Origin of the sequence: Corynebacterium sp., from assembly GCF_022712195.1 — a bacterium.
Lineage (GTDB): Bacteria > Actinomycetota > Actinomycetes > Mycobacteriales > Mycobacteriaceae > Corynebacterium.
On sequence record NZ_JALAGY010000050.1, the window covers coordinates 1 to 13,961 of the forward strand.

The 13,961-nt window shown below is 71.5% G+C and carries 16 protein-coding genes and 1 pseudogene; 6 read left to right on the forward strand and 11 right to left on the reverse strand.

Annotated elements, in window-relative coordinates:
- The 3 genes and pseudogenes from Q0A34_RS06020 to Q0A34_RS06030 all read right to left on the reverse strand — a co-directional run.
- Nucleotides 1-880: pseudogene (locus Q0A34_RS06020) on the reverse strand (hypothetical protein); the annotation flags it as partial.
- Nucleotides 874-2,040: a TadA family conjugal transfer-associated ATPase gene (locus Q0A34_RS06025; protein ID WP_291479107.1), complete on the reverse strand. Its 1,167-nt coding sequence runs from the start codon at nucleotides 2,038-2,040 to the stop codon at nucleotides 874-876. The gene Q0A34_RS06025 and the pseudogene Q0A34_RS06020, both read right to left, overlap by 7 nt.
- On the reverse strand, nucleotides 2,037-3,080 hold the full coding sequence (locus Q0A34_RS06030) for a hypothetical protein (RefSeq protein WP_291479108.1): 1,044 nt from the start codon (nucleotides 3,078-3,080) through the stop codon (nucleotides 2,037-2,039). Before Q0A34_RS06030 ends, Q0A34_RS06025 begins: the two co-directional genes overlap by 4 nt.
- Before the next feature lie 186 nt (nucleotides 3,081-3,266).
- On the opposite strand from Q0A34_RS06030, the gene Q0A34_RS06035 reads away from it, so the two are divergent.
- From Q0A34_RS06035 to Q0A34_RS06045, 3 genes are all read left to right on the forward strand, one after another.
- Entirely contained in the window at nucleotides 3,267-4,187 is a 921-nt protein-coding gene (locus Q0A34_RS06035) for an HAD-IB family hydrolase (protein ID WP_291479109.1), read from the forward strand.
- A gap of 112 nt (nucleotides 4,188-4,299) precedes the next feature.
- Complete coding sequence (locus Q0A34_RS06040) at nucleotides 4,300-4,806, forward strand: phage holin family protein (protein ID WP_291479110.1); 507 nt, start codon at nucleotides 4,300-4,302, stop codon at nucleotides 4,804-4,806.
- Nucleotides 4,807-4,836: 30 nt separating this feature from the next.
- Nucleotides 4,837-5,763, forward strand: a complete 927-nt coding sequence (locus Q0A34_RS06045; RefSeq protein ID WP_291479111.1) for an alpha/beta hydrolase — start codon at nucleotides 4,837-4,839, stop codon at nucleotides 5,761-5,763.
- Here Q0A34_RS06045 and Q0A34_RS06050 read toward each other — a convergent pair.
- From Q0A34_RS06050 to nth, 4 genes are read right to left on the reverse strand one after another with little or no spacing between them, the layout of a single operon-like run.
- Nucleotides 5,756-6,952, reverse strand: coding sequence for a MarP family serine protease (locus tag Q0A34_RS06050; RefSeq protein WP_291479112.1), 1,197 nt, complete (start codon nucleotides 6,950-6,952; stop codon nucleotides 5,756-5,758). The genes Q0A34_RS06045 and Q0A34_RS06050 overlap by 8 nt on opposite strands.
- On the reverse strand, nucleotides 6,949-7,815 hold the full coding sequence (locus tag Q0A34_RS06055) for a CoA pyrophosphatase (protein ID WP_291479113.1): 867 nt from the start codon (nucleotides 7,813-7,815) through the stop codon (nucleotides 6,949-6,951). Before Q0A34_RS06055 ends, Q0A34_RS06050 begins: the two co-directional genes overlap by 4 nt.
- Before the next feature lie 12 nt (nucleotides 7,816-7,827).
- Nucleotides 7,828-8,568, reverse strand: a complete 741-nt coding sequence (locus Q0A34_RS06060) for a TlpA disulfide reductase family protein (protein WP_291479114.1) — start codon at nucleotides 8,566-8,568, stop codon at nucleotides 7,828-7,830.
- Nucleotides 8,565-9,263: an endonuclease III gene (gene nth / locus Q0A34_RS06065; protein WP_291479115.1), complete on the reverse strand. Its 699-nt coding sequence runs from the start codon at nucleotides 9,261-9,263 to the stop codon at nucleotides 8,565-8,567. Before nth ends, Q0A34_RS06060 begins: the two co-directional genes overlap by 4 nt.
- Nucleotides 9,264-9,442: 179 nt before the next feature.
- Here nth and glxR point away from each other — a divergent pair, with 179 nt between their 5' ends.
- The 3 genes from glxR to Q0A34_RS06080 are packed head-to-tail and all read left to right on the forward strand — an operon-like array spanning nucleotide 9,443 to nucleotide 11,812.
- The gene (glxR, locus tag Q0A34_RS06070) at nucleotides 9,443-10,126 is read left to right on the forward strand and encodes a CRP-like cAMP-activated global transcriptional regulator GlxR (RefSeq protein ID WP_291479116.1); all 684 of its coding nucleotides are present in this window, start codon (nucleotides 9,443-9,445) and stop codon (nucleotides 10,124-10,126) included.
- Nucleotides 10,127-10,148: 22 nt separating this feature from the next.
- Nucleotides 10,149-10,898: a TetR/AcrR family transcriptional regulator gene (locus tag Q0A34_RS06075; RefSeq protein WP_291479117.1), complete on the forward strand. Its 750-nt coding sequence runs from the start codon at nucleotides 10,149-10,151 to the stop codon at nucleotides 10,896-10,898.
- Nucleotides 10,895-11,812, forward strand: coding sequence for an EamA family transporter (locus tag Q0A34_RS06080; RefSeq protein ID WP_291479118.1), 918 nt, complete (start codon nucleotides 10,895-10,897; stop codon nucleotides 11,810-11,812). The genes Q0A34_RS06075 and Q0A34_RS06080 overlap by 4 nt, the downstream gene beginning before the upstream one ends.
- Nucleotides 11,813-11,821: 9 nt before the next feature.
- Here Q0A34_RS06080 and Q0A34_RS06085 read toward each other — a convergent pair whose 3' ends face one another.
- The 4 genes from Q0A34_RS06085 to Q0A34_RS06100 form a co-directional block, all read right to left on the reverse strand.
- Entirely contained in the window at nucleotides 11,822-12,646 is an 825-nt protein-coding gene (locus tag Q0A34_RS06085) for an MBL fold metallo-hydrolase (protein WP_291479119.1), read from the reverse strand.
- A 67-nt stretch (nucleotides 12,647-12,713) separates the two neighbouring features.
- Nucleotides 12,714-13,199, reverse strand: a complete 486-nt coding sequence (locus Q0A34_RS06090) for a RidA family protein (protein WP_291479120.1) — start codon at nucleotides 13,197-13,199, stop codon at nucleotides 12,714-12,716.
- Nucleotides 13,200-13,352: a DUF4177 domain-containing protein gene (locus tag Q0A34_RS06095; protein WP_075814027.1), complete on the reverse strand. Its 153-nt coding sequence runs from the start codon at nucleotides 13,350-13,352 to the stop codon at nucleotides 13,200-13,202. It abuts the gene before it with no gap.
- Between the two features lie 40 nt (nucleotides 13,353-13,392).
- Nucleotides 13,393-13,797 carry a WhiB family transcriptional regulator gene (locus Q0A34_RS06100; RefSeq protein WP_291479121.1) on the reverse strand — a complete coding sequence of 135 codons (405 nt, stop codon included), beginning with the start codon at nucleotides 13,795-13,797 and terminating at the stop codon, nucleotides 13,393-13,395.
- Nucleotides 13,798-13,961 lie beyond the last annotated feature (164 nt).

Genomic DNA, 13,961 nt, shown 5'->3' on the forward strand with positions numbered 1-13,961 from the left:
CCCTGGTCCTCCCCCTGTCACCGTCGTCCCGGGGATCCTGCACCTCCCCGTGCACCGCCGCCCGCCACGCCGCCACGACAGGCAGACCTGCCTGCACGGCGGCGGCGAAGACGTCGAGTACCCGGGCAGCGGCGAGTGCGCCGAGACCTGGTGTCGCCGAGACCCCCGGGAGACGAAAGCCCCCTGAGACCCCTGCCTTGCCACCGGGCCCGGCGCGCCCGCCGACGCCCCCGAGGACCGTCACCGTCAACGACTCCACCCACAGCACCCCGGCGCAGGCCAGGGCGGTACCTGCCATCAGGACCAGGGACCCCACCGGGTCGCCGACAAGGAACGTCAGCGGTTCCAGCCCCATGGACTGGCCGATGCCGAGCGCCCCGGCCGGCAGGAGCAGCAGGATCACCTCCGTCATGCGCGCCCCGGCCAGCGCACCGGACACGTGGCCGAGATGGCCCAGACGGGAGTCCAGGTCCCGCACGAAACGCCCCATCAGCGTGCCCAGCGCCAGACCGTGCCGTTCCGCGGTGGCCCACAGGCGGAGGAACCGTACGTAGTCCTCGTCGGTCCGGTCAGGCATGTCGGTGCCGCCGCGCCCGTCCCCCGTCAGCGCGGTACCGCCGTCGACCTCAGCACCCAGGCGGATCCGGTGGATCTGCCGACGCAGTCCGCCACTGATGCCGTGCCCCGGGGTCAGCGCCTGTTCCGCCGCGGCCACCGGGCGGGCGCCGACGAGCAGTTCCACGGCGAAGGCGTCGATGAAGTCCCGGTACTCCAGGACCCGCCGCCGGTCACCGCTCAGCCGCACCACCGCACCCGCCACGCGCCCACCGGTGAACAGCACCACCGCACCGGTCCCGATCAGCGCCAGCACGGTCACCATGACCGCTCCCACACCGGTTCCACCCGTAGGACGCCGCCGGCACCGCTGAGCCGCCCGATCTGGGCGAGGTGCCGTCGTCCGCCGCTGCGGTGCAGATGCACCACGGTGTCGACACCGTCGACGACCTGGCGTGCCACGGACTCCGCCGGCATTCCGGCCAGGGCCCCCAGGGCGGTGAGCCTCCCGGGCACCGCGGACAGGCTGTTGGCGTGCAGCGTCCCCGCACTGCCCCCGTGCCCGGTGTTGAAGGCCAGCAGGAGCTCGGCGATCTCGGCCCCGCGGATCTCACCGACGATGATGCGGTCCGGACGCATCCGCAGGCTCTGACGCACCAGGGTCCGCATGTCGACGGCCCCGGCACCGTCCGCGCCGGCGTCGCGGGTGTGCAACCGCACCACGTGAGGATGGTCCGGGAGAAGCTCCGGGGTGTCCTCGACCAGCAGCAGCCGCTCATGGGCCGGCACCCGGCTGAGCAGGGCGGCGAGCAGGGTCGTCTTGCCACTGCCTGTGCCACCGCTGACGAGGAAGGACCGGCGCCCGGTGACGAGCGTGTCCAGCAACCGTGCCCCCTCCTCCGGGAACATCCCCGTCTCCTGCAGCGCACCCAGGTCACGGTGGGAGCGGGACAGTGCCCGCAGGCTCACGCACGCCCCTGCGCCGGCAGGCGGGGCGAGCACGGCGTGCACCCGCACCCCCGCCGCTGCCACTCCCGGCGGCAGGTCGGTGAGCACGCCGTCCGCGTAGGGCCGTGCGTCGTCCAGCCGGGCACCGCAGGCCGCCGCCAGTCGCACGGCGAGTGCCCGACACGCCGCCTCGTCCCTCACGCGCAGGTCAGTGGGCTCCACTCCCCGCCCACGGTCGACCCACACCGGACCGGGCCCGTTGACCAGGACATCGGTGACCTCCGGGTCGCCCAGCGGGATGGCCAGGTCACCCAGCCCGGAGAACTCCCGGGTGAGGATCCGCACCTGCTCGACGCCCGGCACGTCCATGGCACCGACCACCCCGGCGATGTCGTCCGGGGAAGGACGCAGGACGTCCCGGTCGACGAGCTCGTCGCGCACCCGGTCCACCAGCGGGAGATGCCCGGTGACCGTGGCCTCTGCGGTGTTGGCGGCGTTGACGGCGTTGACGGCGCGCGCCATCAACCGGCCGATCACCGGATCTGCTCCAGCAGCCGCACCGCAGCGGTCGCGGCCGTGCCCGCTCCGCGCCCGGTGGTGCGGAAGTCGCCCCGGTCCACGTCGACGGTGAGGAACGGGTCGTCCTCCCAGGTGACTGTCGGCGTCCGCCCCAGCAGACTCAGGGTCTGGTTCCACGTCAGCCCCGACCGCGGGAGTTCGCGCAGGACCACGTGGATCCGTGCGTCAGCGGCCGCGACGTGCCGGGCGGCCAGCACCGCCGGCACCGTCTGCGGCACCACCAGCACCCGGTCGGTCACGGTGTCCGGAAGTCCGGCCAGGTCCCGGCGCCCGCAGTCCCTGACAACGGGCAGGGCCGGCGACGCCACGTGCCGCTCACCGAGGCCTCCGCCGGCCTCGACCAGGCCCACGTCCCCGACCCAGGTCACTTTCCTTTCCTGCCCGCCGCCGGTGTCCCCTTCCGCCCCGAGGAGCACCCTGAGGTGTCCCGCCCTGGACAACGGGTCGGCGTCGACGAGCAACGCCTGTCCCGCACCGCCGGCACCGCCGGCACCGCCGGCACAGTCAGCACTGTCCGGCCCGGGGTCGGCCACGGCGCCGGCGAGTGCCGCTGCGAAGACACTGGTGCCTGCCCCGCCGACCACACCCGCCACCGCGACATCGAACGGGTCGCGGCAGCCGATCGCCGCAGCGAGCTGCCGGGTCCCCTCCGGGATCTGGATCGTCCCCGGTCCTGCGGCACCCGGCTCCCCGCTGACCCGAATGACCCGGGTGACCCCGGTGACCCGCGTGCCCGCCGGGTCCGTCCCCGGCAGGTCGGGCATCTCCGGTTCCTCCGTGTCCGTCACCAGCACCAGTCCCGTGCCGACGGGGAGGTCGTCCTCCCGGAGGAGCCGACGCCCGGTCGCGGCGACGGTCATGGCGACGGTGTCCACCAGACCGGCGTCCCCGAGCACCGCCAGGACCGGTGTGGGCCGACTGTACCGGGCGCCGCCCCGTCCCCGGACAGACCCGGCGAACCTGTCCGTCACTCCCCTGACACCTCGTGTTCCCCTCATGGCGGTAGATAGTGACAGCACAGGCCACCGGGCCGCCAGGGACCGGCCGGCGGACGCCGAACCTGTGGACAACTTCGGTCCCGGTTTCGTGTCACTGTCCCCACCCCCTGTGGACAACTCCGACAACGGGAGAACAGCGTGAGACTGAAGGTAACGAGAGAGCCGCCTGGGACGTATGGTGGTGGTGTGACTACGCCGCCGGGAGGACCACGCGATCCGGACGACACCCACGTCGAGAACACGCCCGTCGCCGACCTCATCCACTCCATCACCACCGACCCCGGCACCGACCCGTCCCACGTCCTCGCGGTCTTCGACCTGGACAAGACCATCATCGACACCTCCGCCTCGATGGCCTACCGCAAACCTCTCGCCGACCGCGGGCTGATCACCACCACCGACATGCTGCGGATGCTCATGATGCTGGGCAACTACATGATCAGCGGCCACGACGACAACTCCCTCAACACCACCCGCGACACCCTGGTGGCCATGGTCCGCGGCCGCAGCAGCGACGACCTCGCCGACGTCGCCCACAGCGCCCTCCAGGACGTGATCGTCCCGTTCATCTACTCCGAGGCCCGCACCCTCATCGACCGGCACCACGCCCTCGGGCACCGCGTCGCCATCATCACCGCCTCCGCCCGGGTGCTGGTCTCCCCGATCGCCGAGGAGCTCGGCGCCGACCACCTCATCGCCACCGAACTCGCCGTCGACGACGACGGACTGTTCACCGGCGAGGTCCCGTTCTTCTGCAAGGGCCCCGCCAAGGTCGAGGGCCTGCGCCGCCTCGCCGACGAACGGGGATACGACCTCGCCTCCAGTTACGCCTACACCGACTCCGCCACCGACCTCCCCCTGCTCGAGGCCGTCGGCCACCCCACCGTCGTCAACCCCGACCGGGCACTGCGCCGTGAAGCCGCCGTCCGTGACTGGCCCGTCGCCAACTTCGGCCGGACCGAGCCTCTGTTCACCCTCCCGGAGCACACCGGCGCCATCGCCGGCACCTCCGCCGCCGTCGCGCTCGTCGGTACCGTGGCGGCGGGTCTGCTCGTCTGGCTCCGCGGCCGTGACGAAGGGCGTGACGAAGGCCGCGACGAAAGCTGACCGGAGCCGCTAGTGTACGGCTTCCCCCTCGCGGCGCAGGAGCCTCTGGCACAATAGCGTGGAGAACCAACCGGTAGGATCCGATTGTGACCATCGACCAGGAGAGTGCGTAGTGAGCGACAAGAACAGCAACGGCCTGTTCACTGACCAGGACAGCTTCAACCCCAAGGTCAACTCCATCCCGCTGTCCGACGTGGACGCGCAGGCCGCAGGACGCGGCGGCAGCATCGGCGACCTCGTCAAAGACGCCACCGCCCAGGTGTCCTCCCTGATCCGTTCCGAGGTGGAACTGGCCAAGACCGAGATCTCCGGCACCGCGAAGAAGGCCGGCATCGCCGTGGCCCTGTTCGGCGCCGCGGGCGTCGTGCTGGCCTACAGCTCCTTTTTCTTCTTCTTCTTCCTCGCCGAGCTGCTGGACACCTGGCTGCCGCGGTGGTCGGCGTTCCTCATCGTCTTCGGCATCATGTTCGTGCTGGTCGCGCTTCTCGCGGTCGTCGGCGTGAAGTTCATCAAGGGTGTCAGGAAGCCGCAGGCCACGATCGACTCCCTCAACGACCTGAAGTCGGTGATCCCGTCCGGCAAGAAGAACACCTCCGCCGACGACGGGCTGTTCACCTAGCCCACCCCGGGCCCTTTCACCTCCACAGCGATGACCTCCCCCGACGACGCCGTCCACCGGTACATCCACACCCGGGGCATCCGGCTGCACGTTCTCGTCCAGGGACCGGCCGACGCCCCCCTGGTCCTGCTGATCCACGGGTTCGCCGGCGGGCACTTCGACTGGCGGGAGCTCATGCCGGAGCTGGCGTCCGCCTCCGCCCCGCGGTTCCGTGTCGCCGCCGTCGACCTGCGCGGTTACGGACGCTCCGACAAGACGCCCCGCGGCTACGACCTCACCACCGCGGCCTCCGACATGTGCGGCGCCGTCCGTGCACTCGGCCACACCGACGCCCTGGTCGTCGGCCACGGCGAGGGTGGCCTGGTCGCCTGGACGATGGCGGCCCACGAGCCGCAGCGTGTCCGCGGCATCGTCACCCTCTCCTCGGCCCACCCCCTTGTCCTGGCCCGTTCGGTGTTCCTGCACCCGGTGTCCCAGTGGCCGCGGGTGCGGGCCTCCCTCTACGCACAACTTCCCCGGCTGCCTGAACGCGCCCTGCGCAGGAACGGGTCCGCCGCCGTGGCCGCCTCGTTCCGCCAGCAGGTCGCCCCCGGTTTCCGGGAGACCAGGATCTGCCGGGAGCACGAGGAACTCCGGCGCGAGGCCATGCAGATCGACAAGGTCGCGCACCTGTCGTGCGAGTACCGCCGGTGGACCCTGCGCAGCCGGCTACGCCCCGAGGGCGGCGACTTCAACCGCACCTTCCCCGCGCGCACCGAGGCACCCGCCGTCTGCGTGGACGGCTCGATGGACCCCGCCTACTCCCGGAGGATCGCCCGCCGCTCCGCGGACCGTGGCGGGCACGGCTCCTCCGCCGAGCTGCTCTACGGGGTGGGGCACTTCCCGCACATCGAGGACCCCCCGGCCGTCGCGGCGATCGTCCGGGCGGCCGCGGAACTCACCCCGGGTCTCAGCTGACCACGCACTTCTGCGTGTCCACCGGCGCCTGGTAGGTGTTCACGTCCCCCACGTGCGAGAGCACCTCGTTCCTGGTCAGGGCGTAGCCGGTGTCGGAGTCCCCCACAGCGGCGCCGAAGACCAGCCCCAGGACGCGGCCGTCGGTGTCGAGCAGCGGGCCTCCGGAATTGCCCTGCACCACCGTCCCGCGGAGGGTGTAGGCCTCACGCTCCACCCGCGCGGCGGCGTAGATGTCGGGTCCGGAGACGGTGAACATCTCACGCACACGGGAGGGGGTGGCCTGGAAAGGACCGCCGAGCGGGAACCCCATGACGATGGCGTCGTCGTTCTGCGCGGCGGCACGGTCAGACCACTCCAACGGCGGCAGTGTGGTGCCGTCGGTGGTGCGGATCAGGGCGATGTCCTCCGAGGGGTTGTAGTAGACGACCTCCCCCTGGGCGTCGCCGTCCACGGTCTCCAGCGCGACCCGGCCGGTGCCTGCGACGACGTGCGCGTTGGTCATCACCAGGTCGGGTTCCACGGCGAAGCCGGAGCCCTGCAGGATCCGGCTGCACTGTTCCGCTTCGCCGAGCACGCGGACCAGTGACGGGCGTGTCCGGGCGACGACGGGGTCGTCCGCCAGCGTGGCGTCCGGCGGCTCCACCTCGGTGGTGGGGACGTCGTCGAAGGGGTCGGTGATGACGGGGAAGCCGGAGTCGCTGAAGAAGGACGCCGTCTGCTGGGGCAGGGCCTCCAGCCAGGACGGGGCGATGTCGCTGACACCGGAGAGGATCGACGACCCGCGGACAGACTTCCCCAGGTCACCGGAGTTGTTGCCCGCCACCGGGACGACGATCAGCCACACCACGACCACGGTGGTCACGACCTGCACCATCGCCCCCACCACGGAGTCCGCCCGCAGGGCGGTGCGGGTGCGGATCAGGTCGCGCAACCGCCCGCCGATGATCGAGCCGACGGTGTAGCCCACCACGACGGACCCGGCGATCACCGCCAGTGCGACGAGGAAACGCTGGGTGTCCCCGTCGACGTGCCCCATGACCCACGGCAGGACGCGCAGGCCCAGCACACCTCCGCCGAGCACGCCGAGCAGCGACAGCAGCGCGGAGAAACCGCCCTGGCGCCAGCCGGACACCAGGGCGAACAGGGCGACGACGACGAGGGCGACGTCGACGATGACCGACCCGCTCATCGGGTCTCCTTCCGGTTGTCCTTGTCGGTGTCGCCGAGCTCGCCGCCCAGCCGGTCGCCGAGGGCGGCCGGAACCAGGTTCTCCCCGTTGCGCGACGACTCCAGGGCGGCGAAGAGGTCCTGCACCGTGGCGGGCTCGCCGTCAGCCCAGGGCTCCTCCCACACCTCGTCCCAGCCGGCGATCTGCAGCAGGGCGTCCACCACGCCGCCGGTGAACCCCCACAGCAGGTAGCCGTCGACGTCGAACGCCGGCCCGTGCCAGCCGAGGAATCCGATCCGGCTGCGGGAGGCCGGGTCCGCCAGCCGCGCCACCGGGTAGGCACGGACCCAGTCGGTCTCCCCGGTGGCCGGGTGCACCGGGCCCGGCGTCCGCCACCACGCGACGACGGGGATGACCGCGTGGTTCGTGCGGTCGATGTAGAGGGGGTCCATCACGGAGACGGGCACCACCGCGTCCGGGTCGAGGCCGGTCTCCTCCACCGCCTCACGCACGGCGGTGTCGACGGGGCCGGCGTCCTGCGCCTCGCGGCGTCCCCCGGGAAAGGCGATCTGACCGGAGTGGGTCCGCATACGGGGGTTCCGGTGGGTCAGCAGCACCGTCTTCCCGCCGTCCCCGTCCTCGCCGAGAAGCACCAGCACCGCCGAGTAGCGCGGCGGAGTGCCGTCCGGCCCGGTCTCCGGGACGGTGCGGGCCGGTTCGCTGAAGATGGAGGACGACGGGGAGCCGGCGGCAGCGCGGACGGCCACCACCAGCTCACGCACCCATGCGGGCACGTCGGAGGGCAGGTCCGGCTGGTCCTGCGCGGCCGCCAGCCAGTCCTCCAGCGAGTGGTCCCGGTCAGGGAGATCGGTGGAACGGCTCATGAGTTCCCCATACTACGTGTCATGGGCCCCCATGAGCTCCTCCACCTGCTCCACGGAGGTCAGTTCGCCGGGGTGCATGTCCAGGCGTGAACCGTCCGGACCGTAGACCACCGACAGCGGGACGACGGCCGGCAGGGACGCCGCCGCCGCGACTGCCCCGGTCGAGTCCTGGAAGCTGGCGAGACGTACGTCCAGGTCGGCGAGCAGGTCCACCCCGGCCTGGCCGCGCTCGTTGGCGTGCACACCGACGATGTTCCACTCGGGGTGCTTCTCGGCGACCTCCTGCAGGACCGGCAGTTCCTGGCGGCAGGGACCGCACCACCACGCCCAGACGTTGACCAGGGTGGGGCGTCCCGCGGTCAGTTCGGCGATGGTGGCCGTGGACTCCCCTCCGCCGTCGGTCAGGCACGGCAGGACGACGTCCGCGAGTTCCGCGTCCGGCGCCACCGCGGCTCCGTCCCGCGGCGACGGGCAGGCGATGCGCTGCTCCCCGGGAACGTCGTAGGACGTCCCGGCGGGGTCCGGCCGGGTGGTCTGCGCCGGTTCCGGTGCGCCTGACGCTCCCGGTGCCCCGGGGGATGAGGGGGATGCGGGGGCGCTGCCGGCCGCGGTGTTCTCCTCAGTGTTCCCCTCGCCGCCCCCGGTCAGCGAGATGACCATCGGCACCGCCGCGACCGCCAGGCCGACGGCGACCACGACGACCAGCAGGACCGTGCGCAGGCGGGAGTCCGGCCCACCCGTCGTCCCGCTCACCGCGCACCTCCCGCCTCGGACGAGGGGCACCCGGCGGACAGCACGCAGGCGGCGCAGTCGGGACGGCGGGCGTGGCAGACCCGTCGGCCGTGGAAGATCAGCCGGTGGGAGAACATCGTCCACTCGGACTTCTCCACCCGTGCGGTGATCTCCCGTTCCACGGCGACCGCGTCGGTCTGCGTGGTCAGTCCGAGCCGCCGCAGCACCCTGCCGACGTGGGTGTCTACGGGGAAGCCGGGCACCCCGAACGCGTTGCCGAGCACCACGTTGGCCGTCTTGCGCCCCACCCCCGGCAGCGCGACGAGATCCTCCATGGTGTCGGGGACCTCCCCGCCGTGCCCGTCGCACAGGGCGGCCCCCAGGCCGATGAGGCTGGTGGCCTTGTTGCGGAAGAAACCCGTCGGACGGATGAGCTCCTCGAGACGTTCCCGGTCGGCCCCGGCGTAGGCTGCGGCGTCCGGGAACTCCCGGAACAGTGCCGGGGTGACCTGGTTGACCCGCCTGTCGGTGCACTGGGCGGACAGCACCGTCGCGACGAGCAGCTCCAGCGGCGTGGAGTAGTCCAGCTCGCAGTGCGCGTCCGGGTACTCCCGGGCGAGTGTCCGGTTGACCTTGCGCGTGCGTCTGGTCAACGCCAGCGGACTGCCACCGGGCTGCGGACGGGCGGTGGGACGTGAGGGTGAAGTGGCGACCATGGTGAAGCCAGTCTAACCCGCGTTCCACAGAACCCGCCCTCTACGCTGTATTGTGTGGAGTGACCCTTTTCGGGGGCCGGTATGACCAACCTGTCACCGACGGCCAGAGCATCGCCGACACCGCCAACGCGCCACCGAACAGCAGACGAACAGTACCAAGACCAGGAGTCAGACGAGCAATGGGTGAAGTACCTGAGATCCTGTCTCGCGCCGGAATTTTCCAGGGTGTCGAGGCCACCGCGGTCAACGCACTCATCGAGCAGTTGGAGTCGGTGACGTTCCCGCGCGGCACGACCATCTTCGACGAGGGCGAACCGGGCGACCGGCTCTACATCATCATCAACGGCAAGGTGAAGCTGGCGAGGCACGCGCCGGACGGCCGGGAGAACCTGCTGACGATCATGGGCCCCTCCGACATGTTCGGTGAGCTGTCCATCTTCGACCCGGGGCCGCGCACCTCCGCGGCGGTGTGCGTCACCGAGGTGACCGCCGCGACGATGGACTCGCAGATGCTGCACGACTGGATCTCCGACCACCCCGAGATCTCCGAGCAGCTGCTGCGGGTGCTGGCACGTCGTCTGCGCCGAACGAACAACACGCTGGCGGACCTCATCTTCACCGACGTCCCGGGCCGTGTCGCGAAGGCCCTGCTGCAGCTGGCGAACCGGTTCGGTGTGCAGGAGGGTGGCGCGCTGCGGGTGCACCACGACCTGACGCAGGAGGAGATCGCCCAGCTCGTCGGCGCTTCCCGCGAGACGGTCAACAAGGCTCTCGCGGAGTTCGCCCACCGTGGGTGGATCCGCCTGGAGGGCAAGTCCGTGCTGATCTCCGACACTGAGCGGCTGGCCAAGCGCGCCCGCTGACCCCGCCCGTTACCGGCCCCTCGTGAGCCGCCGTCCCCCGCAGGGGTCGGCGGTTCTTCTCGTCGTCGGCGGCAGCGTCGTCCGGGCACGGGGCCGGACCCCGCAGGTAGACTGGTCGGGCTACTTAAGGACGACCGAGGAGGCCACCATGCCCGCCACACGACGCCGCCCCGCCCGCGACAGGATCCTCTCCGCCGCCACCGACCTCTTCTACGAACGGGGGATCACCGCCACCGGGATCGACGCCGTCGTCGAGCACGCGGGTGTGGCCCGCAGGAGCCTGTACAACAACTTCTCCTCGAAGGACGAGCTCGTCGCGGCCGTCGTCGACCGCCGTCACCGGCAGTGGCTCGATCTCCACCGGGCACGTCTCCTCCAGACCGGTGACGATCCGGTGGACCGCGTCCTCGCCGTGGTCGACGCCTACACCGACCACGCCGAGGCCGACGGCGACCACTTCCGGGGGTGCGGGCTGCTCAACAGCGCCGCCGAGTTCCCCGCCGGGTCAGCGACGCGGGCGCAGGTGGCCCGGTACAAGCAGGAGATCGAGGAGCTCCTGCGGGCGGCCCTGACTCCGGACGAGTCCGACGCTGCCGGGAACACCCCCTCCGCGGACAGCGCCGCCCACGCCACCGCCGCGCACCTGTCCCTCCTGCTGGAAGGCGCCGTGACCCGGTCCGGACTGGAGGGGACCACCGCACACCTGCACCGCGCCCGGGCGCTCGCCGGGGAGATCGTGCACCGGTACCACTCCACCGGAGCGGCCGCGTGACCCCCTCGCGGGCACCGGCACTGCTGGCGGTCACCCTCACCGCCGTCCTGTGGGGCACCACGGGAACGGCGGCCAGCCTCGCGGCCGGTGTCGGCCCACTGGCCGTGGGAGCGGTCTCCCTGGGGGTCGGCGGCCTGCTCCAGGCGCTCATCGCCGTGCCCCAGCTGCGGCGCCGGTCGCCTCTGCTCCGGGAGCACAGGGGTCTGGTCCTGCTGGGCGGGGCCGCGGTGTTCACCTATCCCCTGGCGTTCTACAGTTCGATGCACCTGGCCGGGGTCGCCGTGGGCACGGTGATCTCGCTGGCCTCGGCACCGCTGGCCGCCGGGGTGATCGAGAAACTCACCGGCGGGACGTCCCTCGGCCCCTGGTGGGCGGGCGCCGCAGGACTCGGCATCACCGGCGCGGCGCTGATCAGTGCGGCGTCCGGTGGCGACGGCACCCCGTCCGACGGCACCCGCACCCTCGCCGGCATCGCCCTCGGCCTGGTCGCCGGGGTGTCCTACGCGCTGTACTCGTGGGTGGCCTTCCGGCTGATGCTCGCCGGCACGGGACGTGCCGCGGCGATGGGGTCGGTCTTCGGTGTCGGAGGGGCGCTGCTCGTTCCGGTGCTGCTGCTCACCGGCGCCCCGCTCCTGCAGTCCCCCACGACGCTGGGCGTCGCGGCATATCTCTCACTGGTGCCGATGTTCCTGGGGTACGTGCTGTTCGGGTACGGGCTCACCCGCCTCTCCCCCAGCACGGCGACAACGGTCACCCTCCTGGAGCCCGCCGTCGCCGCGGTCCTGGCGGTGGTCGTCGTCGGGGAACGGCTGGCCCCCGTCGGCTGGGTCGGCCTCACGCTGATCGGGCTGGTCCTGGTGCTGCTCGCGGTCGCCCCGGAACCCGGGCACCGGCGCTCCCGCCGGTCCCGGTGACGACGGGCGCTACAGCTTCCCGAGGTGGCGGAGCGCCACCCGGGTGGACTGCTTCGCCGCGTCACGCAGCACCGGGTCGACGTCGGTGTAGATCTCGTCGACGATCTGGCCCACCGTGGCGTCCTCCCCCAGCTTCTCCAGTGCCTCGGTGACCTGGCGGAGCCGGTGCTCACGCCGCTGCAGGTACTTCACCGCCAGCTGGGCGGTGTCGTCCCGGTCAGGACCGTGGCCCGGCAGCATCCGGACCCCGGACCCGCGCTGCGCGAGCAGCCGGAGCGTGTCCAGGTAGTCGCCCAGGTCCCCGGTTGTCTCGGAGATCATGGTGGTGTGCCGCCCGGCGATGGTGTCACCGGTGAGGATGCCCTCGACGTCGGCGTCGGTCTCCCCTCCCTCGGTGTGCACGGCGAAGCAGACGGAGTCGTCGGTGTGGCCCGGGGTGGCCATGACCTCGATGGCCGGGGTCAGCCCCTCACAGCGGATGAACTCCCCGTCGACAAGGGGCTCCCCGCCGATGCAGTAGCGCTTGTCGAGGGACCGGACCGGGGCGCCGACGAGCTGGCGCAGACGGGCCGCACCGTCCGCATGGTCGGGGTGGTGGTGGGTCAGGAGGACCAGGGCGACCTCGGCACCGTCCTCGGTGGCCTTCCTCCGCAGGACGTTGAGATGGCCCTCGTCCTGCGGACCCGGGTCGACGATGACACTCGCGGTGTCGCCGGGGGCGCGGATGATCCAGGAGTTGGTGCCTTCGAGGGCCTGGTAGCTGGGGTTGTCGCACAGGACCACGCCGGTGGACGGGGCGACGGGACGCAACTGGCTGTACGCGGGATGCTCCATGCCAACGATCCTACGTCGCGCAGCGGCGAACGACAGGTCCGACGGGGGTGACCGCGCAGGGGCGGTGCTACACGACCCTGACGACCAGCTCGACCTCGACCGGACTGCCCAGCGGCAGTTCGGCGACACCGACGGCGCTTCGGGCGTGCGCACCCGCCTCACCGAAGATCTCCCCCAGCAGGTCGGAGGCGCCGTTGACCACGGCCGGCTGGCCGCCGAAACCGGGGGCCGACGCCACGAAGCCGACGACCTTGACGATATGGACGACACTGTCGATCCCCACCAGGTCGTCGACGGCCGCCAACGCATTGAGGGTGGCGGTACGCGCGTGGGTCGTGGCGTCCGCCGGGGACACCGCGGCCGTCACCTCGTCGTCCCCGACCGGGCCGGTGGCAGGCAGCACACCGTCGGCGAAGGGGAGCTGACCGGAGGTGAAGACCAGGTCCCCGGACTTCACGGCCGGGACGTAGGCGGCGACAGGGGCCGCGACGGGGGGAAGCGTGATCCCCAGCTCGGCGAGGCGGTCGGAGACGCGGGCGGCGCCGTCAGCCATCTACTTCTCCCGCTTCAGGTAGGCGACGTGCTGCTCGCCGGTGGGGCCGGGGAGGACGGAGACGAGTTCCCACCCGTCCTCACCCCAGTTGTCCAGGATCTGCTTGGTCGCGTGGGTCAGGAGCGGAACGGTGGCGTATTCCCATTGAGTCATGCCGACGAGTATACAAACGCGCCGGCACCGCCGGGGACGGTCAGTTCTGCGTGGCCTCGAGCTGGCCGGCGAAGAAGTCGGCCCAGCTCTCGACCTCGGGGTGCTTGCGCAGCAGGGCACGGCGCTGACGCTCGGTCATGCCTCCCCACACGCCGAACTCGACCTCGTTGTCGAGGGCGTCCGCACGGCACTGGAGGACCACCGGGCAGTGGCGGCAGATGGCCACGGCCTTGCGCTGGGCCGCGCCCCGGACGAACAGCTCCTCCGGGTCGATGTTGCGGCAGTGCGCCTGGGTGATCCACTCGCCGCGGTTGGTGAAGGACTCGCGGGTGGTCACCTGGCCGGCCGTCCGGTGCAGGACGCCCTGGTTGCCGCTGCGGACCTGGGGAGTGGAGCCCGTGGCGACGCCGGAGGTGCTGTCAGGGTGTCGGAGTGATGCGGTCATGATGTCCTTCCGCTGTGGATAGTAGCCGGGCTCTGACGATTCCCGGCTCCGGAGATCGGGACCCCGGAAGTGATCATCAGCAAACTGGATGTAAGTGTATTCACACAGATTTAGAAGTGTCGAATCGCACAAGCGCGGAGAAAGTGTGTGGCGCATCACCGACC